The organism is Saccharothrix sp. NRRL B-16348 (assembly GCF_001280085.1).
Classification (GTDB): domain Bacteria; phylum Actinomycetota; class Actinomycetes; order Mycobacteriales; family Pseudonocardiaceae; genus Actinosynnema.
The window spans coordinates 61,735-88,142 of the sequence record NZ_LGED01000211.1; the positions used below are offsets into that span (position 1 = coordinate 61,735).

27 protein-coding genes and 1 tRNA gene are annotated in these 26,408 nt (G+C 71.4%); 14 read left to right on the forward strand and 14 right to left on the reverse strand.

Translation table 11 applies throughout. The features are described from left to right. Positions 1-133 precede the first annotated feature (133 nt). The 6 genes from mscL to ADK67_RS26885 form a co-directional block, all read right to left on the reverse strand. Positions 134-532, reverse strand: coding sequence for a large-conductance mechanosensitive channel protein MscL (mscL, locus tag ADK67_RS26860; protein ID WP_053719293.1), 399 nt, complete (start codon positions 530-532; stop codon positions 134-136). 52 nt (positions 533-584) lie between these two features. Then, complete coding sequence (locus ADK67_RS26865; RefSeq protein ID WP_053719294.1) at positions 585-1,526, reverse strand: RNA polymerase subunit sigma-70; 942 nt, start codon at positions 1,524-1,526, stop codon at positions 585-587. Next, complete coding sequence (locus ADK67_RS26870; RefSeq protein ID WP_053719295.1) at positions 1,526-1,945, reverse strand: glyoxalase superfamily protein; 420 nt, start codon at positions 1,943-1,945, stop codon at positions 1,526-1,528. Before ADK67_RS26870 ends, ADK67_RS26865 begins: the two co-directional genes overlap by 1 nt. Positions 1,946-2,348: 403 nt before the next feature. After that, positions 2,349-2,861: an SAF domain-containing protein gene (locus ADK67_RS54765; RefSeq protein ID WP_157620864.1), complete on the reverse strand. Its 513-nt coding sequence runs from the start codon at positions 2,859-2,861 to the stop codon at positions 2,349-2,351. Positions 2,862-2,952: 91 nt separating this feature from the next. Continuing rightward, complete coding sequence (locus ADK67_RS26880; protein WP_053719297.1) at positions 2,953-3,234, reverse strand: FmdB family zinc ribbon protein; 282 nt, start codon at positions 3,232-3,234, stop codon at positions 2,953-2,955. A gap of 101 nt (positions 3,235-3,335) precedes the next feature. Further along, the gene (locus tag ADK67_RS26885) at positions 3,336-3,902 is read right to left on the reverse strand and encodes a 5-formyltetrahydrofolate cyclo-ligase (RefSeq protein ID WP_053719298.1); all 567 of its coding nucleotides are present in this window, start codon (positions 3,900-3,902) and stop codon (positions 3,336-3,338) included. Positions 3,903-3,940: 38 nt separating this feature from the next. Between ADK67_RS26885 and ADK67_RS26890 the strand changes: the two genes are divergently transcribed. The 6 genes from ADK67_RS26890 (at position 3,941) to ADK67_RS26915 (ending at position 8,655) form a co-directional block, all read left to right on the forward strand. Continuing rightward, positions 3,941-4,822: a UTP--glucose-1-phosphate uridylyltransferase gene (locus ADK67_RS26890; RefSeq protein ID WP_053719299.1), complete on the forward strand. Its 882-nt coding sequence runs from the start codon at positions 3,941-3,943 to the stop codon at positions 4,820-4,822. A gap of 14 nt (positions 4,823-4,836) precedes the next feature. Further along, the gene (gene glp / locus ADK67_RS26895; RefSeq protein WP_053719300.1) at positions 4,837-6,075 is read left to right on the forward strand and encodes a molybdotransferase-like divisome protein Glp; all 1,239 of its coding nucleotides are present in this window, start codon (positions 4,837-4,839) and stop codon (positions 6,073-6,075) included. Positions 6,076-6,109: 34 nt separating this feature from the next. After that, entirely contained in the window at positions 6,110-6,766 is a 657-nt protein-coding gene (locus ADK67_RS26900) for a GNAT family N-acetyltransferase (RefSeq protein WP_053719301.1), read from the forward strand. Between the two features lie 161 nt (positions 6,767-6,927). Beyond that, positions 6,928-7,635: a divisome protein SepX/GlpR gene (gene sepX / locus ADK67_RS26905; protein WP_053719302.1), complete on the forward strand. Its 708-nt coding sequence runs from the start codon at positions 6,928-6,930 to the stop codon at positions 7,633-7,635. Positions 7,636-7,698: 63 nt separating this feature from the next. Then, positions 7,699-7,771: transfer RNA gene (locus tag ADK67_RS26910), tRNA-Ala, on the forward strand. Positions 7,772-8,196: 425 nt separating this feature from the next. Then, a complete protein-coding gene (locus ADK67_RS26915) occupies positions 8,197-8,655 on the forward strand; it encodes a hypothetical protein (protein ID WP_053719303.1) in 459 nt (152 codons plus the stop codon). A 53-nt stretch (positions 8,656-8,708) separates the two neighbouring features. Here ADK67_RS26915 and ADK67_RS26920 read toward each other — a convergent pair whose 3' ends face one another. Genes ADK67_RS26920 through ADK67_RS26930 form a run of 3 tightly spaced genes read right to left on the reverse strand, consistent with a single transcriptional unit; the run spans position 8,709 to position 12,313 of the window. Then, complete coding sequence (locus ADK67_RS26920) at positions 8,709-9,899, reverse strand: serine hydrolase domain-containing protein (protein ID WP_053719304.1); 1,191 nt, start codon at positions 9,897-9,899, stop codon at positions 8,709-8,711. A 48-nt stretch (positions 9,900-9,947) separates the two neighbouring features. Further along, on the reverse strand, positions 9,948-11,630 hold the full coding sequence (locus ADK67_RS26925) for an ATP-binding protein (RefSeq protein ID WP_053719305.1): 1,683 nt from the start codon (positions 11,628-11,630) through the stop codon (positions 9,948-9,950). Next, a complete protein-coding gene (locus tag ADK67_RS26930; RefSeq protein ID WP_053719306.1) occupies positions 11,627-12,313 on the reverse strand; it encodes a response regulator transcription factor in 687 nt (228 codons plus the stop codon). The genes ADK67_RS26925 and ADK67_RS26930 overlap by 4 nt, the downstream gene beginning before the upstream one ends. A gap of 84 nt (positions 12,314-12,397) precedes the next feature. Between ADK67_RS26930 and ADK67_RS26935 the strand changes: the two genes are divergently transcribed. From ADK67_RS26935 to ADK67_RS26955, 5 genes are all read left to right on the forward strand, one after another. Next, positions 12,398-15,367: a UvrD-helicase domain-containing protein gene (locus ADK67_RS26935; protein WP_053719307.1), complete on the forward strand. Its 2,970-nt coding sequence runs from the start codon at positions 12,398-12,400 to the stop codon at positions 15,365-15,367. A gap of 44 nt (positions 15,368-15,411) precedes the next feature. Further along, entirely contained in the window at positions 15,412-15,831 is a 420-nt protein-coding gene (locus ADK67_RS26940; RefSeq protein ID WP_053719308.1) for a VOC family protein, read from the forward strand. 220 nt (positions 15,832-16,051) lie between these two features. Next, positions 16,052-16,747 (forward strand): Crp/Fnr family transcriptional regulator, encoded by a 696-nt coding sequence (locus tag ADK67_RS26945; RefSeq protein ID WP_269436033.1) that lies wholly within the window; start codon positions 16,052-16,054, stop codon positions 16,745-16,747. Positions 16,748-16,792: 45 nt separating this feature from the next. Further along, positions 16,793-17,401, forward strand: a complete 609-nt coding sequence (locus ADK67_RS26950; protein ID WP_157620865.1) for a hypothetical protein — start codon at positions 16,793-16,795, stop codon at positions 17,399-17,401. Positions 17,402-17,595: 194 nt separating this feature from the next. After that, positions 17,596-18,912 carry an alpha-lytic protease prodomain-containing protein gene (locus ADK67_RS26955; protein ID WP_053719311.1) on the forward strand — a complete coding sequence of 439 codons (1,317 nt, stop codon included), beginning with the start codon at positions 17,596-17,598 and terminating at the stop codon, positions 18,910-18,912. 95 nt (positions 18,913-19,007) lie between these two features. On the opposite strand, the gene ADK67_RS26960 is transcribed toward ADK67_RS26955, so the two are convergent. Beyond that, positions 19,008-19,715 carry an SDR family NAD(P)-dependent oxidoreductase gene (locus ADK67_RS26960; protein WP_331459343.1) on the reverse strand — a complete coding sequence of 236 codons (708 nt, stop codon included), beginning with the start codon at positions 19,713-19,715 and terminating at the stop codon, positions 19,008-19,010. Between the two features lie 67 nt (positions 19,716-19,782). Here ADK67_RS26960 and ADK67_RS26965 point away from each other — a divergent pair, with 67 nt between their 5' ends. Beyond that, complete coding sequence (locus ADK67_RS26965) at positions 19,783-20,343, forward strand: TetR/AcrR family transcriptional regulator (protein WP_231648367.1); 561 nt, start codon at positions 19,783-19,785, stop codon at positions 20,341-20,343. 16 nt (positions 20,344-20,359) lie between these two features. Then, positions 20,360-22,282 carry a serine/threonine-protein kinase gene (locus tag ADK67_RS26970; protein WP_082403852.1) on the forward strand — a complete coding sequence of 641 codons (1,923 nt, stop codon included), beginning with the start codon at positions 20,360-20,362 and terminating at the stop codon, positions 22,280-22,282. Here ADK67_RS26970 and ADK67_RS26975 read toward each other — a convergent pair. After that, positions 22,233-23,351 (reverse strand): APC family permease, encoded by a 1,119-nt coding sequence (locus ADK67_RS26975; protein ID WP_157620866.1) that lies wholly within the window; start codon positions 23,349-23,351, stop codon positions 22,233-22,235. The genes ADK67_RS26970 and ADK67_RS26975 overlap by 50 nt on opposite strands. An 11-nt stretch (positions 23,352-23,362) precedes the next feature. Next, positions 23,363-23,755 (reverse strand): DUF2000 domain-containing protein, encoded by a 393-nt coding sequence (locus ADK67_RS26980; protein WP_157620867.1) that lies wholly within the window; start codon positions 23,753-23,755, stop codon positions 23,363-23,365. 104 nt (positions 23,756-23,859) lie between these two features. Here ADK67_RS26980 and ADK67_RS26985 point away from each other — a divergent pair, with 104 nt between their 5' ends. After that, positions 23,860-24,318, forward strand: coding sequence for an Lrp/AsnC family transcriptional regulator (locus ADK67_RS26985; RefSeq protein WP_053719314.1), 459 nt, complete (start codon positions 23,860-23,862; stop codon positions 24,316-24,318). On the opposite strand, the gene ADK67_RS26990 is transcribed toward ADK67_RS26985, so the two are convergent. Beyond that, positions 24,299-24,697 carry a hypothetical protein gene (locus ADK67_RS26990; protein WP_053719315.1) on the reverse strand — a complete coding sequence of 133 codons (399 nt, stop codon included), beginning with the start codon at positions 24,695-24,697 and terminating at the stop codon, positions 24,299-24,301. The two genes, ADK67_RS26985 and ADK67_RS26990, sit on opposite strands and share 20 nt — an antisense overlap. A gap of 117 nt (positions 24,698-24,814) precedes the next feature. Next, positions 24,815-26,386, reverse strand: coding sequence for a phospholipid carrier-dependent glycosyltransferase (locus ADK67_RS26995; RefSeq protein WP_053719422.1), 1,572 nt, complete (start codon positions 26,384-26,386; stop codon positions 24,815-24,817). Positions 26,387-26,408: the final 22 nt, after the last annotated feature.

Sequence of the window (26,408 nt, forward strand, 5' to 3'; positions counted from 1 at the left end):
CACGCCCGGTCACACCCGCTGTCGGTCGGACAACCCCTTTTCCGGCACCGACGCCGGGACTCGTGCCGTCGGTCCGGGGTGTCGGGGCCGGCGGTCCGTCACTTCTCGGCGCTCGTGCTCGCGGCCCGGGCCGTCACTCCTGGCGCTGGCGCTGGGAGGCGAGGAGGTCGCGGATCTCCTTGAGCAGCTCGACGTCGGTCGGCTCCGAGGGGCCGGGCTCCTGGCCGCGCTTGCGCCGTTCCTTCAGCTTGTTCATCGGCAGCACGAAGATGAAGTAGACGATCCCGGCCACGATCAGGAAGTTGATCACCGCGGTGATGATCGCGCCGAAGTCGATGATCGTCTTGTCGCTGCTGCCCAGCTGCACGGCCAGGCCGTTGACGTTGTTGCCGCCGAACAACGCGATGATCGGGTTGATCAGGTTCGTGGTGAACGCGGTGACGATCGCGGTGAACGCGGCGCCGATGACCACCGCCACGGCGAGGTCGATCACGTTGCCGCGCATGAGGAAGTCCTTGAAGCCCTTGATCACGGTTGGCTCCTCCGTTCGGGGGTATGGGTGGGGGCCAGCGGAGGGTAACCGCTCAGGGCCGCGTCGGTGACGCTCCGGGTACGTGTGTCGCGGGAAGGCCGAACAGCTCGAACATCCCCGGCCCGAACGTGGTGATCTCCACGATCCGGTCGTCTTCGACGCGCAGGACGTCCAACTTGAACGCCCGGAACACCGTGTCGCCGTGTCGGCGCAGGTAACTGGCCGCGGACGGCATCCGGTTGGCGCGGGTCGGCACGAGCAGCCAGTCGCCTTCCCGGTCGGGACCGAGGGCGCGTTCCAGCAGCGTGGCGACCTGGTCCAGGCCGTCGAAGCACAGCGGCGCGGGCGGCATGGTGACCCTCAGGTCCTCGGCGGCGATCGCCACGGCCGCCGCCGCGTCACACCGCTGGTGGGCGTCGATGAACCGGCTCAGCAGCTCGCGTTCCCGGGGGCTCGGCTCCGGCGCCGTCCAGTCGTTGCGGTGGGAGGGCAGGTGCTGCCGCATCGTGGCGCGGGCGCGTTGGAGCGCGCTGTTGGCGGCGGCCACGCTGATGTCGAGCAGGCCGGCCGTCTCCTGCGCCGTCATGCCCAGCACCTCCCGCGCGAGCAACGCCGCCCGCTGCCGCGCGGGGAGGACTTGGAGGGCGGCCAGGAAGGCGAGTTCCACGGTCTCCCGTGCGACGGCGACCACGTCCGGTTCGTCGTCGGTCGGCGCCACCTGGTCCAGCAGGCGGTCCGGGTACGGGGTGAGCCAGCTGACCTCCGGTTGGGTCCTGGGCGTGCGTGCCTTGGCCCGGATCAGGTCGACGCACGTGTTGGTGGCGATCTTGTAGAGCCAGGCGCGGACGTTGCCGCCGTCGAAGGTGTCCCACGCCCGCCAGGCGCGCAGGAACACCTCCTGCACGGCGTCCTCGGCTTCTTCGTAGGAGGCGAGCATCCGGTAGCAGTGGACGTGCAGCTCTCGGCGGTGCTGCCGGGTGGCCTGCTCGAACATCAGCGCTCGGACTTCCCGACCTGCTGCACGGCCCACGTGTTGCCGTCGGGGTCGTCGAAGAAGATGAAGGAGTTGTAGTCGGCCCCGGCGGGATCCGGCCCGGGCGTCATCGCGCCGTTCTCGAAGTGCTGCGGCCCCGAGTTCACGACACCGTTCGCTTCGAGGTGCGCGTGGGCTGCCTGGATGTCGGAGACGACCAGCTGGCAGCCCTTGAGCGAGCCGGGCGCGCCGCTGTCGCCGAGGCCTTTGCCGAAGACGAGCGAGCACGCCGAGCCGGGCGGGGTGACCTGGACGACCCGGAAGGCGTCGCCGGAGCTGTGGTCGGTGTCGAGCGTGAAGCCCAACGTGTCGGTGTAGAAGGTCTTGGCGCGTTCGACGTCGGACACGGGGACGATCACGACTTCCAGCTTCCAGTCCACGGTGCTCTCCTTTGTGACGGGGCCAACCGGCCCACCCTGCATTGCCTTGTGTCGGGTGGAACGACAGGCGCGCCGAAAACTCATCGGTCCCCCGATGAAAACCCGGTCCTCCCAGCTCACCACCCACCACCTCCACCGCAGACGCCCCGGCGACGGCCTCACGACGGCCTCGCGATGGCCAGGCGAGCCCGGCGGCATTCGGGTCGGCTGGGTTGGGTCGGCAGGTCGGAGCTGGGCCACACGAGAGCGACCGGCGTGAGGGCGGGCAGGGCTGGCGGGCTGCTGTCAGCAAGGTGGCGGGACCGCGCGGCCGGCTCGCACCAGCTTGGAACGGATTCGGGTTGGCGGGCGGGGCAGCGAGGCGGCGGTGGGGTGCCCGCCTGGCCGCCCGAGGTGAGGTGGGTTAGCGCAAGATCACGGCGACGGGGCCGGCCAGGGATTCGGCGGCCAGGCGGTGGGCTGCGGCACGGTCGGCGGAGAGGATGACCACTTCGCCCTCGCGCACGGCGACCACTGAGGCGTCCGCCGCCAGTACGGCCGACTCCGTGCCCACGACGTCGACCCGGCTCCCCGGTCGCAGCAGACCGGCCACCCCCGCGTCGGCCAGGCGCACGGCCACCGACGACACGCCCGGGTCGGCCGACGTCAGGCGGGCGTCGGTCAGGGGTTCGCCGGAACGGGCCGCGCTCACCAAGCTGCGGCCTAACGCGTCGTCACCCCGCGCGAGAGCTCCCGCCGGCGCGAGAGCCGGTGGCACGGCGACTGAGCGCACGTCATCCGCACCGAGCGGCACGCCGGGGGCGAGATCGCGCGACGCCACCAGGACGGCGACCGTCGAGCCGTCCGGCAGCACGGCCACACCCACGGCTACCAGGGCCAACAGGCCCGCCAGGATCCTTCTGAGGTGGAGGAGCATGGTTCCGACGGTAGGGACGGAACCCGCCTCCGGACAGCAGGAACCCCCGAGCTGTGGACAACTCGGGGGCCTGTGGACAACTCCCGCCGGCTCAGGAAGCGGCGGCTGCCGGAGCGCTCGGCGTGGAGGAAGACGTAGAAGGAGCGGGAGCAGCCGTCGACTCCGACTTCGACGACGCCGGAGCGGCGGAAGAAGACGAACGGCTGTCGGTCCGGTAGAAGCCGCTGCCCTTGAACACGACACCGACCGCGCCGTAGAGCTTGCGCAGCCTGCCGGAGCACTCGGGGCACTCGGACAACGCGGAGTCCGAGAAGGACTGCACCGCCTCGAACCGGTGATCGCACTCGGTGCAGGCGTACTGGTAGGTCGGCACGGTGAGCCCTCCACGAGTCCTGGTTGGCACTCCTCCGTCACGAGTGCCAACACCGATGATGCGCCACCCGGCATATGTGGCGCAAACATCACAGGTCAAAGTCACAACAACGGCAGCCGCACGACACCCCGCCCGGGCGTCAGCACCGCGTCCACCCGCACGTCGTGCGGTTCCGCCGGCAACGACGGCACGAACTCCTCGTCCCGCACCACCGCCACCACCGGACCTGTGGACAACCCCAACGCCCGGTCGTAGTAGCCGCCACCCTTGCCCAACCGCACCCCGGAGTGATCCACCGCCAACGCCGGCACCAGCACCAACGCCGCCGACCCCACCGCCTCCGCGCCCAGCAGCGGCCCCACCGGCTCCCGCAGCCCGAACGCGCCCACCCGCAACCGCCCGTCGTACGGAGCCCAGTCCAACCCGTCCCCGACCACCACCGGCAGCAGCACCCGCAACCCGCGCGCCCGCAACGCCTCCACCATCGCCAACGACCCCGGCTCCGCCGCCGAAGCGACATAGGCACACACAATCTCACCAGCGGAAACGCCGAAATCGTCGACGGCCGACAGCACCTCGGCCGCCATCGAGGGCATCACCGCGCCGCGCCGCCCGGCCCGCAGCCGTGTGCGCAGAGTCGTCTTCCGATCACGTTCACCGGACGTCATGGCAGGTCACCCTAAGCGCGCCGTTACGCTCGCAGCCCATGAGCGCCTTCCAGACAGCAATCGTGCCGGCGGCAGGCCTGGGCACGCGCTTCCTCCCCACCACCAAAGCGGTGCCCAAGGAGCTGCTGCCGGTCGTCGACACCCCGGGCATCGAGCTCGTCGCCACCGAAGCCGCCGAGGCGGGCGCGACGAAGCTCGTCATCGTGACGTCACCCGGCAAGGACGCGGTCGCCGAGTACTTCCGCCCGCAGCCCGAGCTGGAGGCGACCCTGGAAGAGCGCGGCAAGACCGACCTGCTCGCCAAGGTCCGCCGCGCGTCGAACCTGCTCACCGTCGAGACCGCGATCCAGGACAAGGCGCTGGGCCTCGGCCACGCGGTCGCCTGCGCCGAGGGCAACCTGACCGGCGCGGACGAGGCCGTCGCCGTCCTGCTGCCGGACGACCTCGTGCTGCCGACGGGCGTGCTGACGAAGATGGCCGCGGTCCGCGAGAAGCTCGGCGGCAGCGTGCTGTGCGCGTTCGACATCCCCAAGGACCAGATCTCCGCCTACGGCGTCTTCGACGTCCGGGACACCGGTGACGACGACGTCAAGCGGGTCGTCGGCATGGTCGAGAAGCCCAAGGCCGAGGACGCGCCGTCCACGTTCGCCGCGGCCGGCCGCTACCTGCTCGACCGGGCGATCTTCGACGCCCTCAAGCGCATCACGCCGGGCGCGGGAGGCGAGCTCCAGCTCACCGACGCCATCGCGCTGCTGATCAACGAGGGTCACCCGGTGCACGTCGTCGTCCACCGCGGTGGACGACACGACCTGGGCAATCCGGGAGGATTCCTCAAAGCTGCGGTTGACTTCGCACTGGAGCACCCCGACTACGGGCCCGAGCTGGGGGAGTGGTTGCGGGCACGCCTCGCCAACTCCTAAAACGAGGTCAACACATGAGGTCAGTGGACGAGCAGCTCGCCAGGGTGGTCGCCGCCGCCGTGCGGCCCGCCCCCGTGCGGGTGGCGATCTCCGAGTCGCAGGGCCTGCTCTGCGCCGAGGAGGTCGTCGCCGAGCGCGCGTTGCCCGGGTTCGACCAGGCGGCTGTCGACGGCTACGCGGTGCGCAGCGTCGACGTGCAGGCCGCCAACGAGGAACCGGTCACGCTCCCGGTGGTCGGCGAGATCCCCGCGGGGTCCCGCCAGCCCAGACGGCTGCAACCCGGCCAGGCGGTCCGGGTCGCGACCGGCGCGCCGCTACCCACGCTGGCCGACGCCGTGGTGCCCAGCGCCTACACCAACCGGGGCGACACCGACCGGCACGCGGCCAAGGTGACCGTGCACCGCTCGGTGCCGTCCGCGGCGTTCGTGCGGCGCACCGGCGAGGACGTGCAGACCGGTGACGTCGCGGTGCGCCGCGGCGCGTCCATCGGCGCCGCCCAGGTCGGCCTGCTCGCCGCGGTCGGCCGCAACAAGGTGCTGGTCCACCCCCGGCCGCGGGTGTCGGTGATCTCGATCGGCGAGGAGCTGGTCGACGTCGACCGCACCCCCGGCCAGGGCCAGGTCTACGACGTCAACTCCTACGCGCTGGCCGCCGCCGCGCGGGACGCGGGCGCCGAGGTCAGCCGGGTCGGCATCCAGTCGTCGGACCCGCGCCGGCTGCGCGAGGTCGTCGAGGGCAGGTTGCTGTTGTCGGAGATCGTGGTCGTCGCGGGTGGCGTCGGGGGCGTCATCGGCGACGAGGTGCGCGCCGCGCTGGCCGACCTCGGCGACGTGGACGTGACCAGGGTCGCCATGCACCCCGGTTCGGTGCAGGGCTTCGGCCGGCTCGGACCGGACGCGGTGCCGACGTTCCTGCTGCCCGCGAACCCGATGAGCGCCTTGGTCGTTTTCGAAGTGCTGGTGCGTCCGCTGATCCGGGCCGCGCTCGGCAAGCGCAACCCGTACCGGCGGGCGGTCGGCGCGCGGCTGCTGTCGCCGCTGACGTCCACGAAAGGCCGGCGCGGCTACCTGCGCGGCCAGCTGCTGCGCGACGCGGACAACGGCGAGTACCTGGTGCAGCCGCTGGGTACCTCCGGGTCGCACTTGCTGGCGTCGTTGGCCGAGGCGAACTGCCTGGTCATGGTCGACGAGGACGTGACGGACGTGGCGGCGGGCGAAGAGGTCGTGGTCAGCTTCCTCGCCCAACGGGGATGAGACCCCGACGGGGAATGGGGCACGGTGGGGATGGATGAGTTTCGCGGGTGACGGCGGTCGGCACCCCGGCTGGCCCGCGCGGCTCGGACCGCTGAGGGTCGACGCGGGCCTGGTGGCGTTGCGGCCGCCGAAGCTGCTCGACGCGTCGGCGTGGTCGCGGGCCAGGCTCCGCGACCGGGCGTACCTGGAGGACTGGGAACCCACCGCGGCCGAGGGGTGGCACGAGCGCAACGCGCCGCTGGCGTGGCCGCCGCAGTGGTCGTCGCTGAAGTCGCTGGCCCGGCGCGGCCAGGCGCTGCCGTTCGTGATCACCGTGGACGGCGAGCTGGCCGGGCAGATCACCGTGGGCAACATCGTGCGCGGCTCGCTGCGCTCGGCGTGGGTCGGCTACTGGGTGGCGGCCGACCGGGCGCGCGGCGGCGTGGCCACGGCGGCGCTGGCGCTCGTGGTCGACCACTGCTTCGGCGACGGCGGCCTGCACCGGCTGGAGGCGACCGTCCGGCCGGAGAACCGGGCCAGCCTCCGGGTGCTCACCAAGGCCGGCTTCCGGGAGGAGGGCCTGTTCCTGCGGTACCTCGACGTGGCGGGCGACTGGCGCGACCACCTGTGCTTCGCGATGACCGCCGAGGAGACCTCGCCGGAAGGTCTCGTACGCCGTTTGGTCGCACAGGGATACGCCCGAACTGCCTGATCTGCACGCCGAGCGGCTTATTCGGATCACCCGAAAGTGGGTGATACACCACACTTTGGTACGTACGCCGGTCGGCGTGCCTCCGACACAGGTGTGACTGTTGTGACTAGCGTGGCATGTGCACCACCGAGCGCGCCGCGGGGTAGGGGGAGGTGACGGGGATGCCGAGCTCGCTGATCGTCGTGGGACTGGTCGTGGCCTGGTTGGTCGTCCTCGTGCCGATGGTCGCGCGCAAGCGCGCCGACGCGTCGCGCGGCAGCATGGAGGAGGAGTACGACGCCATGCCCGAGGCAGACACGGACTTCGAGGAGTACGACGACTACGACGAGCCGGACGACTTCGTCGACCACCGGCCGTTCCGCCCGGGACGGGGTGGCTACGACCCGGAGACGGCGGCGATCGTGGCGCAGGCGAAGTACGCCTTCCGCCGCCGCGTCGTCGGCGCGCTGCTGCTGCTCGCCCTGGTCACGGGCGTCGTCGCGGGCGTGCTCTACCCGCTCGTCTGGTGGGGCCACGCCGCGGTCGACGTGACGCTCGTCTCCTACCTCGGTTACCTGCGCCGCCAGGTGCGGATCGAGGAGGAGATCCGCGCGCGCCGCCTGGCCAGGCACTCCCAGTCCCGCCGCCGCGCCACCGCCCGGCAGGCGCCGGACGCGCAGCCGCACACCGCCGCCACGCCGTCGTCCGGGCCGTCGCCCTCGTCCGAGGCCGAGACGTCCCGTGACCAGGCGGGCCTGCCCCCGCAGCCGAGGTTCCAGCACCAGCTCCGCCCCGGCACCGTCGTGGTGGACGCGGACGACGAGGACCCGCTGTTCGTCGAGCTGGACGGCCCCGAGGCCCTCCCGTACCGACGGGCGTCGGGCGAGTAGAGGGGGGTGGCAAAACCACCCCCCGACTACTGATATGCTTCCTCCCGCACGACAACAGAACACGGGGCTGTAGCGCAGTTGGTAGCGCGACTCGTTCGCATCGAGTAGGTCAGGGGTTCGATTCCCCTCAGCTCCACGGACTCGGGCGAGGTGTGTCGACGGAAAGCGTCGACCGCCTCGTCCGTTGTTTTTTGTGGGGGGTGCAACCCCCACGCCCCGCCCGGGCGGGCTTCGCCCCCGGACCCCCATCCGTACGTGGTTGCGTCGGGTGGTCCGGGTTGGAGTAGTCGGTGGTCGGCTCCACCGAAGACCAAGGCCGGTTCCGTGACGAGCGGTGGCTTCGGGCTGGTCTTGACGGAATGTCATCGGGTGAGCCCATGTGGGTGACGGTGGGTGACGCCCTGTTGGATCTGATCCGAACGGCAGTCCGCTGGATACGTTGACCGAGTTCGGTTGTCGTACAGGGAAGGCTGATTCGTGACTTATCCCGGAAGCCGTTACTTGCCGTCGGTCGGCCTGGAGATTCCGTGTAGCTGCCATGCTGCCGATACGCCGTTGCGCGTGGAGGGTTTCGGTCTGGTCACCCTGGATTTCAAGGGTGGTATCAAGGTCAGGGTCGAGGGGAACATCAGCGCGGGGCTCGGTGGTGTCCGGCTGAAGGTGATCGGCCACGAGGTGAGTGCCGACTCCCCGGTTTTCGGCAAGGTCACGATCTCCCAGGCCGACATCGACGTCACCCCGTTGAGCCTGCTGGAGATCGTCGGGAACTCGCCGGTGTTCCGGCAGACGATGTTCCTCGATTTCACGGTCACCGTGGAAAGGCCGCCGGCCGGGGACGGGCCGCTGGTGCTGTCGAACACCAAGACCGCGGCGCTGGTGAGCCCCAGGTTGACGAACTTCCCGCCGCAGGGCGACGTGTACCAGCTGCAGGAGCCGGTGGATCTCGCGCCGGTGGGCTCCCCCGATCAGGTCGTCGCGCAACTGCAGCAGTTCCCGGTCACCGTTTCGCACAATCCTTAACGGTGAACAGGCCTCTTGTGGGTTCACGACCAGTTAGCCGCCGACCGGTCCTTTCAGTGCCGGGCCGGTTCGGCGGTGATGATTCGGCGGGCGAAGTGGACGATCGGTGAGGTGCCGAGGGCGTCGGAGTTGCCCAGGACGACCGTCGTCAGGTCGAGGTCGGGGTAGTGCTCCACGAATGTCGACTGGCCGATGATCCCGCCGTTGTGGAAGAGGATCCGGTGGTTGTTCACGATCGCGTTGTTGGGTCCATAGCCGCCGAAGACGTCCATCGCGGGCACTTCGCGCGAGTCGGTCCACCGTGACGCCCATTTCCCGCTCAGCGCGAGCGCGGTGTGGGCCCGGTTCAGCAGTTTCTCGCCCACCAGGGCGCGCATGAACGCCACCATGTCCGGCGCCGAGGCGAACGAGTTGCCCGCCGGCGTGCCGATGAAGTTCTTCTGCTCCACGACGTCCACCCGTTCGCCGGTCGGCGTGACGGTGAACGGGTGCGCGATCCGTGGGTCGTCGCGCCACTGCGCCTTGGTGCAGAAGTCCGCGGTGGTCATCCCGGCCGGCGCGAAGACGTGCCGGCGGACGTAGTCGTGGTAGGGCATCCCGGACGCGCGGGCCACGACCTCGCCGAGGAGGTGGTACCCGGAATTGCTGTACGCGGTCTTCGCGTCCGGGACGAACGCGGGCGGCAGCTGCCTGATGATCGCCGTGATGCCGGCCATGACCTCCTCGGCGCTCGCCCACTTCGGCGATTCCTGCCGGTAGGCGTCGGTGTGCTGGTACTCGCCGAGGCCGGCGCGGTGCGTGATCAGCTGGTGGACGGTGATGGTGTCGGCGGCCTGCGCCGGGAAGCCGTCCACGTACGTGCCGAGCTTGTCGTGGAGCCGCAACTTGCCCTGCTGCGCGAGCTGGACCGCGGCGACGGCCGTGATCATCTTGCCGACGGACGCCAGGGCGAAGATCGTGTCCGGGCCGTTGGCGATCTCGGGCCGGGTGTTGGCCAGGCCGTGCGACCGGCTCAGCACCGGGCGGCCGCGGTGGGCCAGCAGGACGGTGCCGGTGAACCGGCCCTGCGCGGCCTGGTCGGCGACGTACCGGTCGAACGCGCCGCCGGGGCGCAGGTCCTTCGGCACGACGACGGCGGTGTCGGCGTCCGCGCGGGCGGGCTCGGGGAACGCCAGCACGGTGGCCACGGGGGTGGCGGCGAGCAGGCCGAGGACGTCACGGCGGGAACGGGAGGCTGGGGTCATCGGAGGCTCCTCGAAGGGGTCGGGTGCCGCCAGCGTGCCGAGGAGCGGTCAAGATCCTGTCAGCCTCGCGCTTTGCAGGCGGACGGTGAACGTCGACCCGCCGCCGGACGTCACCTCGACCGTGCCGCCGTGCGCCTCGACCAGGTGCTTCGTGATGGCGAGGCCCAGACCGCTGCCGCGGGACGGTCCGGCCCGGTAGAACCGGTCGAACACGTGCGGCAGGTGCTCGGCGGCGATGCCCGGGCCGGTGTCGGTGACGGTCAGGACGACTTCGCCGCCGTCGCCGCGCACGGTCACCTCCACCAGCCCGCCCGGCGGGGTGTGCCGCACGGCGTTGGACACCAGGTTGCCCAACGCCTGGCGCAGTCGCGCGGGGTCGGCGAACACGGTGACCGGCCGCGGCGCGTCGACGCGCAGGGTGATCCCGGCGGCCTCGGCGCGTGCCTGGTGCGCGGTCACGGCCTGGCGGGCGAGGTCGGCCGCGTCACGGTCCTCCGGGTGCACGCGCAGCTCGCCCGCGTCGGCGAGGGCCAGGTCCTGGAGGTCGGCGACCAGGCGTTCCAGCAACGCGGCTTCCTCGTGCAGCGACCGGAGCAGCGCGGCGTCCAGCGGCAGCACGCCGTCCTCGGCCGCTTCCAGGCTGCTGCGGACGTTCGCCAGCGGCGCGCGCAGCTCGTGGGCGACGTCCCCGATCAGGTCACGGCGTTGGCGTTCACCGGCGCCGACGGCCTGCGCCATGGCGTTGAACGCGTGCGCGAGCCGGGTCACCTCGTCGTTGCCGCGCACCGGCACCCGCGTGCCCCGGTCGCCCGCCGCCATACGCCGCGCGGCGGTCGTGAGGGTGAGGATCGGCCGGACCAGGCGACGTCCGGCGAGCACCGTGACGGCCGCCGCGACCAGCAGGACCACCGCGACGGTGCCCGCCGTGCGCCACCAGGCGTCGGCCGACAGCGGGTCGAACCGGTCGCTGGTGCCCAGGTAGAGGTCGGCGACCGGCGCGACGTGAGGCCGCAGCGCGTCCTTGCGTCCGTCCTCTTCGCACTGTGTCCACTCAGGACCCTTGCGGGTGCTCGTGGACGTTTCGCGGGCCAGTCCGAGGTGGTCGAGGCAGGCGGCGGTGCGTTCGGCGGCACGGTCGTTCACCTCGCGTGCGGCGGCGCTCGGCGCGGACAGCTCCGCGGGCACGCAGCTGTCACCGTGCCGGCTCGGCCCGGTCGCGAACGGGCCGTTGACGCCCACCTGACGGGGCAGGTCGCCCTGGTGGCGCAGGCAGTCGACGGCCTCGGCGACGAGCGCGTCCCGGTGCGCCCGTTCTTCGTCGGTCAGCCGCCAGCCCCGGTAGCGCAGGCCCGGACCGCCGGTCGGCTCCAGGGCGGCGGTGACCGGCTCGGTCGCGTCGATCCCGACCGACGGCACGGACGGCAGGCCGACGTCACCCTGCCCGAGCAGCACGGCCGAGTCGACGATCGGCGTGCCGTCCGGGGTGGTCAGGGCGATGCGGCGGCCGGTGCGTTCGGCCAGGTCCCGCACCAGCGGTCCGACGCCGGTCCAGTCGCGGTGCTGCCGGGCGTGACCCAGCAGGGCGGCGCGGATGTCGCCGTCGGTTTCCAGCAGCGGGACCTCGTCCCGCAACCGGCTCCCGGTGTCGTGCACGGCGAGCAACGCGGTCGCCACCACCGCGACCGCCGCGACCGCCAGCGAAAGGCCGAGCAGCCGGGCCAGGAGGCTCACGGCTCACCGGGCTCGGCGAGCTTGTAGCCGACGCCGTAGACGGTGAGCAGGCGGCGCGGCCGGGTCGGCTCCGGCTCGATCTTGCGGCGCAGGTTCAGCACGTGCATGTCGATCGTGCGCGCGGTGGCCTCCCGGCCGAAGCCGGTGGCGCGTTCCAGCAGCAGTTGACGCGTGAACACCCGGCCCGGCGCGGCGGCCAGGCAGCTCAGCACGGTGAACTCGGCCGGCGTGGTGTCCACCGGCACGCCGTCGACGTGCACCTCGTGCCGCGCCACGTCGACCACCAGGCCGCCGACCCGGTACAGCCCCGGCGGCACCGGCGCGGCCCGCCGCAGCACCGTGCGCACCCGGGCGACCAGCTCACGCGGGCTGTACGGCTTGGTGACGTAGTCGTCCGCGCCGACGGCCAGGCCGAGCAGCAGGTCGTCCTCGCTGGTCCGGGCGGTGAGCATGATGACGGGGACGGCGGTCTCGGACCTCAGCGCGCGGCACACGTCCAGGCCGTCCACGCCCGGGAGGGCCAAGTCCAGCACCAGCAGGTCGGGCGAGCGGCGACGGGCCAGCTCGAGCGCGGTGCGGCCGTCGTGCACGACCGCCGTGATGTGGCCGTCGCGTTCGAGGTAGCGCCGCAGCACGTCCGCCTGCTTGGGGTCGTCTTCGGCGATGAGGATCCGGGCGGGCATGGCGGAAGTGTGGACCGCTCGGCTGTGGATTCCTTGTGAGACCTCGCGCGGGGCACGAGTCGATCACTCACTACCCTGTGGCCGGTGCGCTTTGTGGCGGATCTCCACATCCACTCCAAGTACTCCCGGGCCTGCAGCCGTGACTGCGACCTCGAACACCTGACCTGGTGGGCCCGCCGCAAGGGGATCTCGCTGGTCGGCACGGGCGACTTCACCTACCCCGCCTGGTACGACCACCTCAGCGAGAACCTGGTCGAGGCCTCGCCGGGCCTGTTCCGGCTGCGCGACGACCTCGACCGCGAGATCGACCGGACGCTGCCGCCGTCGTTGGCCACCGCGCCGGTGCGGTTCATGCTCTCGGTGGAGATCTCCACCATCTACAAGCGCGGCGACCGCACGCGCAAGGTGCACCACCTCATCTACATGCCCGACCTGTCGTCCGCGGCGCGGTTCAACGCCCGGCTCGCCAAGATCGGCAACCTCGGGTCGGACGGGCGGCCGATCCTCGGGCTCGACTCGCGCGACCTGCTGGAGATCACGCTGGAGTGCGGCGGTTACCTCGTGCCCGCGCACGTGTGGACGCCGTGGTTCGCGGTGCTCGGGTCGAAGTCGGGGTTCGACGCCATCGAGGACTGCTACGCCGACCTCGCGTCCCACGTGTTCGCGGTGGAGACCGGGCTGTCCTCGGACCCCGGGATGAACTGGCGGGTGTCGAGCCTCGACAAGTACCGGCTGGTCAGCAACTCGGACGCGCACTCGCCGCCGGCGCTGGGGCGTGAGGCGACCCTGTTCGACACGGAGCTGGACTACTACTCGGTGCGGGCGGCGCTGGAGACCGGCGACGGGTTCGCCGGGTCGTTGGAGTTCTTCCCGGAGGAGGGCAAGTACCACGTCGACGGGCACCGCAAGTGCGGTGTGCGGATGGAGCCCGAGGAGACGTTGGCGCACCACGGCATCTGCCCGGAGTGCGGCAAGCCGTTGACGGTCGGTGTGCTCAGCCGGGTGGAGGAGCTGGCCGACCGGCCGCACGGCGCGCGGCCCTCGGGCGCGGCCGGGTTCACCAGCCTGGTGCCGTTGCCGGAGATCGTCAGCGAGATCGTGGGCACCGGGCCGAAGAGCAAGAAGGTGCTGGCGGAGATCGACAAGCTGACCGCGGCGCTGGGGCCGGAGCTGGTGATCCTGCGGGACGTGCCGGTGGACGACATCGGCGTGCACTCGCCGTTGCTGGCCGAGGCGGTGACCCGGCTGCGGCGCGGCGAGGTGGTGCGCGACTCGGGGTACGACGGAGAGTACGGCGTGATCCGGGTGTTCGAGCCTGGTGAGCTGGAGCGTCGGCGTTCGGCGTTCGCGCTGTTCGACTACGCCGCCCCTGTTCCGTCCACTGTGGAGCGTCCTCGGCCCGCGCCCGCTCCGGTCGCCGTGCCGGCGCCCGTCGTGGAGCCGGCCGGGTCGTCGTTGCTGGACGGTCTCGACCCGGAGCAGCGGGCGGCGGCGGAGGTGGCCGGCGGGCCGTTGCTGATCATCGCCGGGCCGGGCACGGGGAAGACTCGGACGTTGACGCACCGGATCGCGGACCTGGTGACGTCACGGGGCGTGCCGGCGTCGGAGTGCCTGGCGATCACGTTCACCCGGCGTGCGGCGGAGGAGATGGCGGAACGGCTGGCGCGGCTGGCGCCCGACGCCGTCGGCGAGCTGACGATCGCGACGTTCCACTCGCTCGGGGTGCTGATCCTGCGTGAGCACAGCGCGCACTTCGGGCTGTCGGCGTCGTTCGGGGTGGCGGACCCGGATCGGCAGTTGGAGGTGGCGCTGTCCGTCGTCGCGGACGAGAAGGAGGCGCGCGAGCTGATCGTCGCCGGGGACGCGCGGTACAAGAAGGCGTTGCGGGCGCAGGACTTGGTGGACTTCGACGACCTGATCTCGTTGCCGCTGTCGTTGCTGGCCGAGTCGCCCGCGCTGGTCGACGGCTACCGGGCGCGGTGGCGGTGGGTGTCGGTGGACGAGTACCAGGACGTGGACGAGCAGCAGTACCGGCTGCTGCGGCTGCTGGTGCCGCCGGACGGCAACCTGACCGCGATCGGCGACCCCGACCAGGCGATCTACCGGTTCCGCGGCGCCGACGTCGGGTTCTTCCTGCGGTTCCGGGAGGACTTCCCCGGGGCCCGGACCGTGCAGCTGACCAGGAACTACCGGTCGTCGGCGGCGGTCGTGACGGGTGCGCTGGAGGTGATCGCGCCGTCGTCGCTCGTGCCGGGGCGGGAGCTGCGGCCGATGATCGACCACGGTGCCGCGCCGATCGGGGTGCACCACGCGTCGTCGGAGGCGGCCGAGGCGGGGTTCGTGGCGCGGACGATCGAGCAGGTGCTGGGCGGGGCGTCGTTCCACGCGTTCGACAGCGGTCGGGTGGTGGGCGACGGCACGCAGGGTCTGGGGTTCTCGGACTTCGCCGTGCTGTACCGGACGGATCGGCAGTCGCGGGCGCTGGTCGAGGCGTTGACGCAGTCCGGTCTGCCGTTCCAGAAGCGTTCACACGATCGGTTGGCGGATCGGCCCGGCGTGGCGCGGATCGCGCACGACCTGAAGTTCACCGCCGGCGACACGGTCCTGGAGCGCGTGCGTGCCGTGGCGGGCGACGACCACACTGCCTATGAGCTGCTGAAACCTCTGGCCGCCGAGTGCGGGACGGACTTCGAGCGCTTCCACACGGCTCTCGCGCTGGGGGTGGAGGTGGACACGTGGGACCCGCGGGCGGACCGGATCTCGCTGCTCACGCTGCACGCGTCGAAGGGCCTGGAGTTCCCGGTCGTGTTCATCGTCGGGTGCGAGGACGGGTTGCTGCCGCTGCGCTGGCCGGGGTCGGACGACGCGGAGGCGGTGGACGAGGAGCGCCGGCTGTTCTTCGTCGGGATGACCAGGGCTCAGCGGCACCTGTTCCTGAGTCACACGACCGGGCGACCGAAGTCGCCGTTCCTGGCGGCGCTGAAGGCTTACGAGCAATGGGGCGACGCCCAGCCGCGCCGGAAGCGCAAGGGCACCCAGCTCAGCCTGCTGTGACGCTCGCCCGGACATTGTCGGACCTGCCGGCTACGGTCGGCGGCATGGCGCACACCATCGGCTTGGCACTCGACTGCCACCACCCGACGCAGCTCGCGGAGTTCTGGAAACTCGCCCTGGGCTACGAGGACGAACCACCGCCGCCGCCGTTCAAGACGAGGGCGGAGTGGGTGGCCCACTACGACGACCCCGACGACGACCAGGACGACGGCGCCTGGCTGCACGACCCGGCCGGCGTGGGCCCGAAGCTGTTCCTGCAGCAGGTGCGGGAGCCGAAGACCGAGAAGATCCGGCTGCACCTGGATGTCCGGGTGAGCCTGGAGGTGCCGGCGGAGGAGCGCTGGTCGGCGGTCAAGGCCAAGGTGGGACTGCTGCTGGCGGCGGGTGGGAGCGTGATGCAGGAGTACCCGGAACACCACGTGGTGATGGCCGACCCGGAGGGCAACGAGTTCTGCGTCTGCTGATCCCGGCCGCACACCGTCGCCGCGCGGCCGTTCGGCGACGCCTGGCGACCATCCGTCTCCCTCACTGGAAAATTCGTCAGTGACGAGGCAAAGTAGCCCAATCGGATGCCATTCGGCAGGCTGGCTCGCATGGAATTCGATCTTTACGTCCGGGGTGGTCGGGCGGTTTTCACCGCTCGGGTGGAATGCGTCAGGGAGTCGGCGGGGCATGACCAACTTCATGGCACAACTCAGCACTGCTGAACGGAACGAGCTGTACCGGACCGGGAGGAAGGTGTCCTACCGAACCGGCGAAATGCTGATGAGGGAGGGCGATCGGGGAGATCACGTGCTCGTGATCGACTCCGGTGACGTCAAGATCGTGAAGAGCGACGTCGACGGGAAGGAGCACCTGCTCAACATCTGCGGCAGCGGTGAACTGCTCGGTGAGATCGCCTGCGTCGAGGAGAACGGGCGCCGCTCCGCCTCGGTGGTCGCCCAGAGTTCCGTGGCGGCGATCAGGATCGCCAAGGACGCGTTCGTCCGCTTCCTCCACGACCACCCGGCGTTGTGGCTGGGCATCATGCGACGGGTGACCGCGCTGCTGCGGGCCGCCGAAGGGCAGACGGACCGGAAGTCGATCCGGGTGCTGCGCGCCGTGGCCACGCTGACGGACCGGCACTCGAACGGGGCTCGTGGCGCGATCGTGCCGTACACGCAGCACACGATCGCCGGCTTCGCCCACGTGTCACCCATGACCGCGCACCGGGTCCTGGTCGACCTGAAGGAGTGGCGGCTGGCGTTCTCCCAGTACCGCAAGGTGGTGGTGCCGTGCGTCCGGTGCCTGCGCGCGGCGGCCGACGACGTCATGTCAACGCAAATCTACGGACAAATCATCATCGGATGTGGTGGTTCTGGCGTCTGTCCCCGAGGGTGAGTGCGCACAAGCCGCACACTCGACACCTGAACGTCGGAGACGCACGTGGACTCACTTCCCGTACCCCGCAGCGTCCTGCGGGTGGACATCGTCCGCTCCAGTTCCCGCGGACCCGATCGGCAGACCTTCCTGGACGCGCAGCTGAAGTCCGTCGTGGAGAGGGCGTCCGAAAGCGGGCTGCACCTGTTGTTCCCGAACGCCGCCATGCACACCCGTCCCGACGGTGACAGCATGACCCTGCTCATCGGGCCCGAGGTGCCGAAGGCGTGGCTGCTGGCGGACTTCGTGCTCCGCGAACTGGCCATCGCCCTGCACGACGTGAACCGCCGTGCCGACCCCGAGCACCGGCTCCAGGTGCGGGCGGCACTGGACCACGGCGAGATCACGGTCAACGCGCCGCACCTCGGCGGACCGGCCGTGGTCACCACGGCGAGGCTGGTCGACGCCGGACCGCTCCGGGAGTTCGTCGAGCGCCACCCCGCGCGGGATCTCGCCCTGATCATCTCCGACCGTTACTACCAGGACGTGGTGACGAGCGGCGTCCGCGGCCTCGACCGGCTGGTGTTCGACCGGGTCGAGGTCGAGGTCAAGGACTTCCGCCAGGTCGGGTGGCTGTTCCAGCCCGACGTCAGTCCGGAGCGCCGGGTCGCCTGACGGACCGGTGCCCGGTGTCGGTCGTCGGCAGGCATGGGCCTGACCTGCCGTTCCGTCGTGCTCAAGATCGGAAGTGGACTGGACCATAACGTGGCGTTATGACTGGACTGGCATATCCGCCGGACGTTTCCGCCGGCTAGCGTCGGGTGCACGGCCCCGCATCCCGTGTCACCACCCCTGCAAGGAGACAGCGGATGACCCGACGTAGTGTCGCCGCGGTCGCCGTGGCGGTCCTGAGCGCTGCCGGATTGGCAGCTGCGCTGGCCACCACCGCGACCGCGGGTCCACCACCGCCCCAGCTCGCCGTTGACGGCGGCATGGTCGCCGCGATGGCGCGCGACCTCCATCTCACCCCCGACGAAGCCCGCGCCCGCATCGAGCGCGAAGCGGGCGCGGCGCGGACCGAGAGCACGCTCAAGGCACGGCTCGGCCCCGGTTTCGCGGGCGCCTGGCTGAACTCCGACGCCACCGAACTCGTCGTCGGCGTCACGGCCGCGTCGCAGATCCAGGCCGTCGAAGCGGCCGGCGCGCGGGCGGAGCTGGTGCCACGGTCCCTCGCCCAGCTCGACGCCCTCAAGGTGAAGCTCGACCGGAACGCGCGCAACGCGCCGCGGTCCGTGCCCGGCTGGTACGTCGACGCGCCCACCAACACCGTGGTCGTCCTCGCCCGCGACGTCGCCGCCGCGACCGCGTTCGCGCACGCCAGCGGCCTCACCACCACCGACGTCCGGATCGAGCCGTCCACCGAGGAGCCGCGCCCGCTGATCGACGTGATCGGCGGCAACGCCTACTACATCGGCAGCGGCTCGCGGTGTTCGGTCGGGTTCGCGGTCAACGGCGGCTTCGTCACCGCAGGGCACTGCGGCCGGACGGGCGCGAGCACCACCCAGCCCAGCGGCACGTTCGCCGGCTCCAGCTTCCCCGGCAACGACTACGCCTGGGTCCGCACGGCCGCCGGCAACACCGGCCGCGCCCTCGTCAACCGCTACCCCGGCACGGTGCCGGTCGCCGGTTCCACCGAGGCGCCGGTGGGCGCCTCCGTCTGCCGCTCCGGCTCCACCACGGGCTGGCGCTGCGGCACCATCCAGCAGAAGAACACCTCCGTGACCTACCCCGAAGGCACGATCACCGGCCTGACCCGCACGAACGCCTGCGCCGAACCCGGCGACTCCGGCGGCTCGTGGCTGACCGGTGACCAGGCGCAGGGCGTCACCTCCGGTGGCTCCGGGAACTGCACGTCCGGCGGGACGATCTACTTCCAGCCGGTCAACGAGATCCTCCAGGTCTACGGCCTCCAGTTGATCGTCAGTGGCGGCACGCCAACCAGCACCACCTCGCCGACCACGACGACCTCCACGGACCCCGGCCAGACCACCTGGCAGCCAGGCGTCGCGTACGCGACCGGCTCCCTCGTGACGTACGACGGCGTCGGGTACAGGTGCTTGCAGGGGCACACGTCCCAACCAGGCTGGGATCCGCCGACGGTGCCCGCCTTGTGGGAGCGCGTGTGAGCTAGCGGCGAGCGCACGCGCGGGGTCCGGCTCGCACCCTGTGAGCCGGACCCTTCCCCTCGACGCCGTGCCGACCTACCGGTGTAGTAGTGCGGTCACAAGTGCGCTCCTCCGGTCGCATCGAGCCACGCCCCCGTCATCCACCGCGCCTTGTCCGATGCCACGAACGAGACCACATCGGCTATATCGCCGGCATAACCGATCCGGCCCAATGCCGAACGCGCCGCCATCGCCGCCTCCGCCGCCGGGTTCCCGCGCAGCCAGGACGCGTTCTGATCGGTGTCGACCACGCCCGGCGCGACGGTGTTCACCGTGATCCCGCGCGGCCCCAGGTGTTGGGCCAGGGTGCGCGTGAACGTGTCCAGCGCGCCCTTCGTCATCGAGTACGCGATGCCCACCGGCATGGCGATGCGCGTCGCCCCGGACGAGATGTTCACGATCCGCCCGCCGTCCCGCAGCAACGGAAGCGCGCGCTGCACCAGGAAGAACGGCGCCCGCACGTTCACCGCGAACACCTCGTCGAACGCCGCGGGCGTCACCTCCTCGATCGGTGCCGGCAGCCCGATCCCGGCGTTGTTCACCAGCACGTCCAACGGCGGCAGGGCGGCCACCAACTCGTCCAGCTCGGCGGGCAACGACGCCCGCACCGCGAAAGCCCCACCGCCGGCCTCCTCCACCACGGCCTCCGCCGCGTCGGCGTCCCGCGCGTAGTGCACGACCACCCGCATCCCGTCTGCCGCCAGCCGCAGTGCGATCGCCCGCCCGATCCCACGACTCGCCCCGGTCACCAATGCCGTCTTCACCAGCGCTCCAATCTGTAACGACCACTACACAAGCGCGAACTGTAGCGGACGTTATAAAATGAGCGCCATGGTGGGGCGCAAACGCGGGTTCGACCGGGACGACGTGCTGGACCAGGTCACGCGCGCCTTCTGGCGCGACGGCTACCAAGCGACCTCCGTCGCCGACCTGACCGCGACCACCGGGGTCAACCCGCCGAGCCTCTACGCCGCGTTCGGCGACAAGCGGGCCCTCTTCACCGAAGCCGTCGCCCGCTACCAGCAGACCTACGGCGCGTTCACCGCGCGAGCCCTCGACGAGGAACCCACCGCGCGCCAGGCCGTCGAGCGGATCCTCACCGAAGCCGCCGTCGAGTACACGACCCCCGACCGGCCCAAGGGCTGCCTGGTGCTCAGCGCCCCCGAGCTGGACGGCCTGCGTGACCAGGCCAGACAGGCCGTCGAGAACAAGATCCGGCACGACGTCGCGACCGGCGCGCTCCCCGCGGGCACGGACGCGCACCGCCTCGCCGTGTTCGTCGCCGCCACCGTCCGGGGCATGTCGTCGCTGGCCCGGGACGGCGCCACGCGGGCTGAACTGCACGATGTTGCCCGGACGGCGCTGTCGGTGTGGCCCGCACCCGTACCCTGAGAGGCGACGAGAAGGGGTGGTGCGGGTCGTGGAGCTGGCCGAGTCGCTGCTGGCGTGGCTGCACGGCTGGTCCGGTGTGCCCCTCTGCCCCGGCGACTGGGCCTGGACCGTCACCGCGTTCGGCGCCCTGATCGGCGTGCTGCCGACGATCGCCGCGCTGCTGTCGATCACCGTCCGCCGCGTCGTCGGCAACTCCTACGGCCCGTTCACCGGCGCGATCTTCGCGGTGCTCGGCGTGGTCAGCACGCTGGTGCTGCCGTGGGTGGCGTTCTCGGCCGCCTACAAGCTGCTGCGCACCCGCGCGCTGCCGGGCATGGAGACGCTGGACGAGTCGCCGTGCCTGGCGTTGAGCCAGTACGACTACCTGGTCACCTCGGGCTCGTTCGTCACCGCGATCTCCGGCAGCGCCGGGGTGGCGGAGGTGATCGCGGCCGGCGCCGCGGCGCTGCTCGCGCTGCTGTGCCTGCTGTTCGTGATGCTCCAGGCGGGCTCGGCGTTCCGGCTCGGCCCGAGCTGGCCGCGCCGGGTGTTCTGGCCGCCGTTCCTGGTCCTGCTGCTGGCGACGTCCGCGCTGCCGGTCGCGTTCGTGGGCCACCTGCTGCTCGGGTTCTTCCCGATCGCGGTGTTGGGCTCCCTCGTCGTGCGGGTTTTCGGGTTGACTACCGCCATGCTGAACCGCCCCGGTCGCGATCGCGGGAACCCGAGCCCGCAACCCGCGGTGTCGAGAACGCCACCGCCCTCGCCGTCGCAGCAGCCGCACCAGTCGCTGCCGCAGTCGTCCCAGCAGCAGCCGCCACCGCACCAGCCGCACAAGCCGCCGCCCTACAAGGTGGAGAAGCCGCCGCCCTACCAGCCCGCGCAGATCCCGCCGTACCAGCCGGTGCCGCCCTACCGGCCGACGCCGCCCGCCCGGCACTACCCGCCGACGCGGGTCGCCGACGTGCCCGTCGAGTCGCCGAGGCCGACCAGGCCCGAGCAGCCGGCGCCGTTGGCCGACACGCCCGGCCCGCTGCCGTTCGGCCCGGGCAGCGGCGGCTCCAGCGCGCCGACGCCCGCGCCCGACTCCGGCAAGGTCTGGAACCCGGCGGGCGGTCGGTTCCGGCGGATCCGCCAGCTCGGCCGCGGCGGGTTCGGCACGGTGTGGCTGGCCGTGGACGAGCAGTTGGCGCGCACGGTCGCGGTGAAGCTCGCGCACGCGCCCGACAACGACACCGAGCAGCGCATGCTGCGTGAAGCGCGCGCTCTGGCGGCCGTGCGCCACCCGAACTGCGTGCGCGTGTTCGACATCGTGCAGGACCCGGACGGCCTGGCCATCGTCATGGAGTACATCGACGGCCAACCGCTGTCCGACGTCGTGCTCACCAGCGGTCTGCTCGCCGACACGCTCGCCGCCCGGCTCTGGGTGAACATGGCGGACGCGCTGGCCGCCGCGCACGAGCAGGGCGTGCTGCACCGGGACGTGAAGCCGTCCAACGTCATCGTGGACACCCAGGGCACCGCGCACCTGATCGACTTCGGCATCGCCCGGTCGAAGGGCGACAGCACGCTCACCGCCACCGGGATGATGGTCGGCACGCCCGACTTCCTGGCGCCGGAGACCGCCCGCGGCGAGGCCGCGAGCCCCGCGTCGGACGCCTGGCAGCTGGCCGCGACGGTCAGCTACGCGCTCACCGGCCACCCGCCGCGCGGCTCGCGGGAGAACCCGATCTCGTCGCTGATGGCCGCCGCGCAGGGCGAACCGTGCGTGAAGCTGCCCCAGCACAGCGCCCACGCCCGGCTGCTCACCAGCGCGTTGGACGCCGACCCGGCCAAGCGGCCCGCGCTGGCCGCGATCCGCACCGAGCTGAGCACGTGGCTCTCGCAGGCGGGGTTGAGCAAGGAAGGCCCGGTCACGAGGATGATCGACCGGCCGGAACCGCCGACCCGACCCGTGCGCTGACCAGCGCCGCGACCCCGATCACCAGTGGCACGGCCAGCAGCACGCCCGAGAACGCCAGCACCAGCGACGTGCAGCCGAGGGCGAACGCGGCCGTGCGGCTGCGGAGGAGCTTGACGGCGGCGGCCAGTCCCGCCGCCGTCACCGCCGCCAACGTGGTCGACGCGACGCGCATCAAGGTGTCCAGCTCGACGTGCAGGCGCAGCGTGACGGCCGTGACCAGCGCGCACAGCACCAGCAAGCCGGTCAGGCCGTGCCGTCCGCCCAGGCGTGCGCCGCCCGCCAGGTAGGTGTTGATCGCGCCGAACGTCAGCAGCGTCGCGGCCACCGCCGTGACCAGCCGGGCGGACGGGCCGAACACGCGCTCCAGCAGGTCGGCGAGCGGGACGTCGCTCGTCGTGCCCGCCGTCGTGACCGCCAGACCGAGGTACAGCACCGCGACGACGGCCAGCGTCCGCCACGTCGCCCGGCGGACGTCGCCGAACTCGTCGGCGAGGTTGCTCGCCGCCTCCCAGCCGGAGAACGCGAAGAACAGCACCACGGCGGCGTGCCCGACGGCGAGCCACCCGTGCGGCGCGAACGGCTCGAAGTCGTCTCGCGCCACGTTCGGCGCGTTGCCCGCGATCGCCACGGCCAGGAGCACCGCCAGCAGCCCGACCAGCAGCACCTGGGCGACCGCGGACACCCGCAGCCCCGCGTAGTTGGCGGCGAACGCGGCGGCCAGCAGCACGACCCCGATCACCACGGGGTCCCCGCCACCGAGCGCGTAGGCGATGTACCGACCGCCGACCAGCGCACCGCCGAGCACCCCGAACGGCACCCCGACCAGGTAGAACCACCACGCGACCGGCCGTGCCGCGCGGCTGCCGAACGCGGTGCGCACGAACCCGACCACCCCGCCGCGGTGCCGTTCACCGAGCCGGGCGAACGACACCGCGATCGGGACGCTCAACACCAGCAACGCGGCCCACGCCAGCACGGACGCGGGCCCGGCGGCGTCGTTGGCCAGGGCGGGCAGCACCAGCACGCCGGGACCGAGCACCGCGCCGACGTACATCGCGGTGAGCCTCATGCCGTCGAGCCTCACGACATCAACGGGAGCTTGCGGGTCAACCGGGTGACCTCCGCGCGCGGGCCGTAGAGGGCGACGGCGACGAACTCCGGGTCCTCGGCGAGGGCGAGGGCTTCCAGGTACTCGGGGTAGGCGCGGGAGCGGCGGGCGACCTCGGTGAAGCCGATCTTCAGCACGCCGTCGGCGCGGTGCAGGGCCTTGAGGTGGTCCGCGGACGTGGTCAGCACCGGCACCGGGTGGGTGTTCAGGCCGAGGTGGAGGGTGCCGTCGGCGTCCTTGGCGTCCTCGCCGAGCAGGTCGGGCAGGCGGGCGCCGAGGGTGAGGCCGAGGACGACGGCGGCGTTGGCGGCGAGGTTGGGCGGCAGGTCGTCACGCAGGATCAACGCGAGTTTGGTGGGCAGCACGTTCCGGTCCGTTCGTTCGGTGGATTGGACTCAGAATTACCCACCTGAACGGCCTGATCCAGCGTCGCCGAACTTCGTTCGGCAGGGTTTGGCATGATCGGGACGTGGACGAACTTGATTCGGCGATCATCAGGAATCTGCAACTGGATGCGCGGCTGACCAACCGCGAACTGGCCCGGCGCCTCGGCGTCGCGCCGTCGACGTGCCTGGAACGCGTGCGCGCGCTACGCGAACGCGGCGTGATCCGGGGCTACCACGCGGACGTCGACCTGAGCGCCCTCAACCGCCCCGTCCAAGCCTTCGTCGCCGCCCGCCTGCGCCCGATGAGCCGTGCCGTGATCGCCAACTTCAAAGCGGCGATCGGCGCCCTGCCCGAGGTGACCGCGATGTACGTCGTGGCGGGCGACGACGACTTCCTCATCCACCTCGCCGTGCCCGACCTGGAACACCTGCACGCGTTCCTCATCGACCGCCTGAGCGAACGCCGCGAAGTCATCAGCTTCCGCAGCTCGGTGATCTACGAGAGCATCCGCAACCCGGTGCTCACCGAACTGCCGCACTGAACACGTAGGTGGCTAGGACGACCCCGGCCGTGGCTTCCCGGGTGCCGTTCGTGTACCAGCGTTCGGTGGTGGTCGTGGTGGTCGGGATGAACGTCGTCGAGATCGCCTCGAACTTCCAGCCCTCGGCCACGACCTCGTTCAAGATCTGCGTGTGGTCGTTGCTGCGCCGCTGGACCGTGGCGGCGCCGAGGCTCGAACGCGCCGACGTGCTCTCCAGGTCGATCGAGATCTGGAAGAGCTGCGCTCCTTCCTCCTTCGCCGTCCGCGCCTGCCCCGCCGGTGAGGCCGCGAAGCGGGCCGCGTCCTGCCGGGCTTTCGCCACGGCGGCGGCTGCCGATTTCGCGGCCAATTCCTCGGGCGTCTTGTTGAACAGTCCCATCGAACCCCCACGGCTATCCAGGCGAACCGGGTCGGAGAGGTGTTCTCCGCCGTTCACCTGTCATCCCCGTCGTGGTGCTGTCCGTTACCGCGGGTCAGTTCCGGGACGGCCCGGACATCAGTTCCAGGACGGCAGCCACTTCTGGGCGTCCCACACTTCCGGGGTGATCGGGATGCCGTTGAGGATCGGCCACAGCCACACGAAGTTGGCCACGACCAGGCCCACGTACAGCGACACCGCGAGCAGGCCGGTGCCCCGGCGTTCCTTGCCGTCGGTCCGCCTGCCCAGCATCTCGCCCAGCGCCAGCGCGATGCCCAGCACCAGGAACGGCGCCATCGGCATGGCGTAGAAGTAGTACATCTGCCGGTCGACGTTGATGAACCACGGCAGGAAGCCCGCGCCGTAGCCGACCAGCACCGCCGCGTACCGCCAGTCCAGCTTGGCGATCGACTGCCACATCGCCCACGCCAGCACCGGGAACGCCAGCCACCACAGGGCGGGCGTCCCGATCAGCATGATCGCGCCCACGCAGCTCGGCCCGCCGCAGCCCTGCACGGCGCCCTCGAAGTAGTAGAGCATCGGCCGCAGGCCCATCGGCCACGTCCACGGCTTCGACTCCCACGGGTGCGGGTTGGACTCCGGCGTCACCAGCTTGGTGTGGAACTCCAGCACGTTGCCGCTGTAGTACCAGAGCGCCCGCAGCGGCGCCGGGATCCAGCCGTCCTCGGGGATCTTGGTGCCCGCGATGTGCCGGTCGATGGCCGTCTCGGACGCGAACCACGCCCACCACGTCGCCAGGTACGCCAGCAGCGGGATCACCAGCAGCGCGAACAGCGACGGCAGCAGGTCCTTCGCGAACGCCCCCGCCCACGGCCGCTCCACGCCCGCCGAACGACGGGCCAGCGCGCTCCAGAACACCGACAGCACGCCGAAGAACGCGATGTACCACAGGCCGGACCACTTCACGCCGCACGCGAGGCCCAACGCGACCCCGCCCGCGAACCGCCACCAGCGGAAACCCAGCCACGGGCCGAACGGCGAGTTCGTCACCCAGCCCTCGCGCACCGCGACGGCCAGCCGCGACCGCACCTGGTCCCGGTCCACCACCAGGCACGCGAACGCCACCACCACGAAGAACGTCAGGAACGCGTCCAGCATCCCCATCCGCGACTGCACGTGGCTCATGCCGTCCGCGATCAGCAACACGCCCGCGATGGCGCCGATCAGGTCCGACCGCGTCATCCGCCGCGCGATCCGGATCACCAGCAGGATCGTCAGCGTGCCCGCGAGCGCCGACGCGAACCGCCAGCCCACGCCGTCGTAGCCGAACAGCCACTCGCCGACCGCGATGAGCTGCTTGCCCAGCGGCGGGTGGACGATCAGCTCGTAGCCGGGGTTGTCCTCGTACCCGCCGTTGCGCAGCACCTGCGCGCCCTGCGGCACGTAGTGCTTCTCGTCGAAGACCGGCGTGCCCTTGTCGGTCGGGAACCCCAGGTTCCAGAACCGGACCACACCGCCGATCAACGCCACGGTCAACGTGATGAGCCAGCCCCTCAGGGCGTCGCTCATCGTGCCGGGTTCGAGCTGGCGGGCCCGCTGTTCGCGGTCGTTGCCCGGTGGCGGGCTCGTCGGCGGGACCTCGCCGGCGTCGACCACGTCGTCTGCGGACTGCGGTGCGATCAGGCTCACGCGCACGATCGTAGGGTGAGAC

Bases quoted from the DNA above. Each gene is read 5' to 3' on its own strand.
- ADK67_RS26955 (WP_053719311.1), top strand. From the start codon at position 17,596: ATGACCCGACGTAGTGTCGCCGCGGTCGCCGTGGCGGTCCTGAGCGCT.
- ADK67_RS26920 (WP_053719304.1), bottom strand. From the start codon at position 9,899: ATGACCCCAGCCTCCCGTTCCCGCCGTGACGTCCTCGGCCTGCTCGCC.
- ADK67_RS26940 (WP_053719308.1), top strand. From the start codon at position 15,412: ATGGCGCACACCATCGGCTTGGCACTCGACTGCCACCACCCGACGCAG.
- ADK67_RS26885 (WP_053719298.1), bottom strand. From the start codon at position 3,902: ATGACGTCCGGTGAACGTGATCGGAAGACGACTCTGCGCACACGGCTG.
- sepX (WP_053719302.1), top strand. From the start codon at position 6,928: ATGCCGAGCTCGCTGATCGTCGTGGGACTGGTCGTGGCCTGGTTGGTC.
- ADK67_RS26890 (WP_053719299.1), top strand. From the start codon at position 3,941: ATGAGCGCCTTCCAGACAGCAATCGTGCCGGCGGCAGGCCTGGGCACG.
- ADK67_RS26965 (WP_231648367.1), top strand. From the start codon at position 19,783: ATGGTGGGGCGCAAACGCGGGTTCGACCGGGACGACGTGCTGGACCAG.
- ADK67_RS54765 (WP_157620864.1), bottom strand. From the start codon at position 2,861: ATGCTCCTCCACCTCAGAAGGATCCTGGCGGGCCTGTTGGCCCTGGTA.
- ADK67_RS26975 (WP_157620866.1), bottom strand. From the start codon at position 23,351: ATGAGGCTCACCGCGATGTACGTCGGCGCGGTGCTCGGTCCCGGCGTG.
- ADK67_RS26945 (WP_269436033.1), top strand. From the start codon at position 16,052: ATGGCACAACTCAGCACTGCTGAACGGAACGAGCTGTACCGGACCGGG.
- ADK67_RS26930 (WP_053719306.1), bottom strand. From the start codon at position 12,313: ATGCCCGCCCGGATCCTCATCGCCGAAGACGACCCCAAGCAGGCGGAC.
- ADK67_RS26865 (WP_053719294.1), bottom strand. From the start codon at position 1,526: ATGTTCGAGCAGGCCACCCGGCAGCACCGCCGAGAGCTGCACGTCCAC.
- ADK67_RS26900 (WP_053719301.1), top strand. From the start codon at position 6,110: ATGAGTTTCGCGGGTGACGGCGGTCGGCACCCCGGCTGGCCCGCGCGG.
- ADK67_RS26990 (WP_053719315.1), bottom strand. From the start codon at position 24,697: ATGGGACTGTTCAACAAGACGCCCGAGGAATTGGCCGCGAAATCGGCA.
- glp (WP_053719300.1), top strand. From the start codon at position 4,837: ATGAGGTCAGTGGACGAGCAGCTCGCCAGGGTGGTCGCCGCCGCCGTG.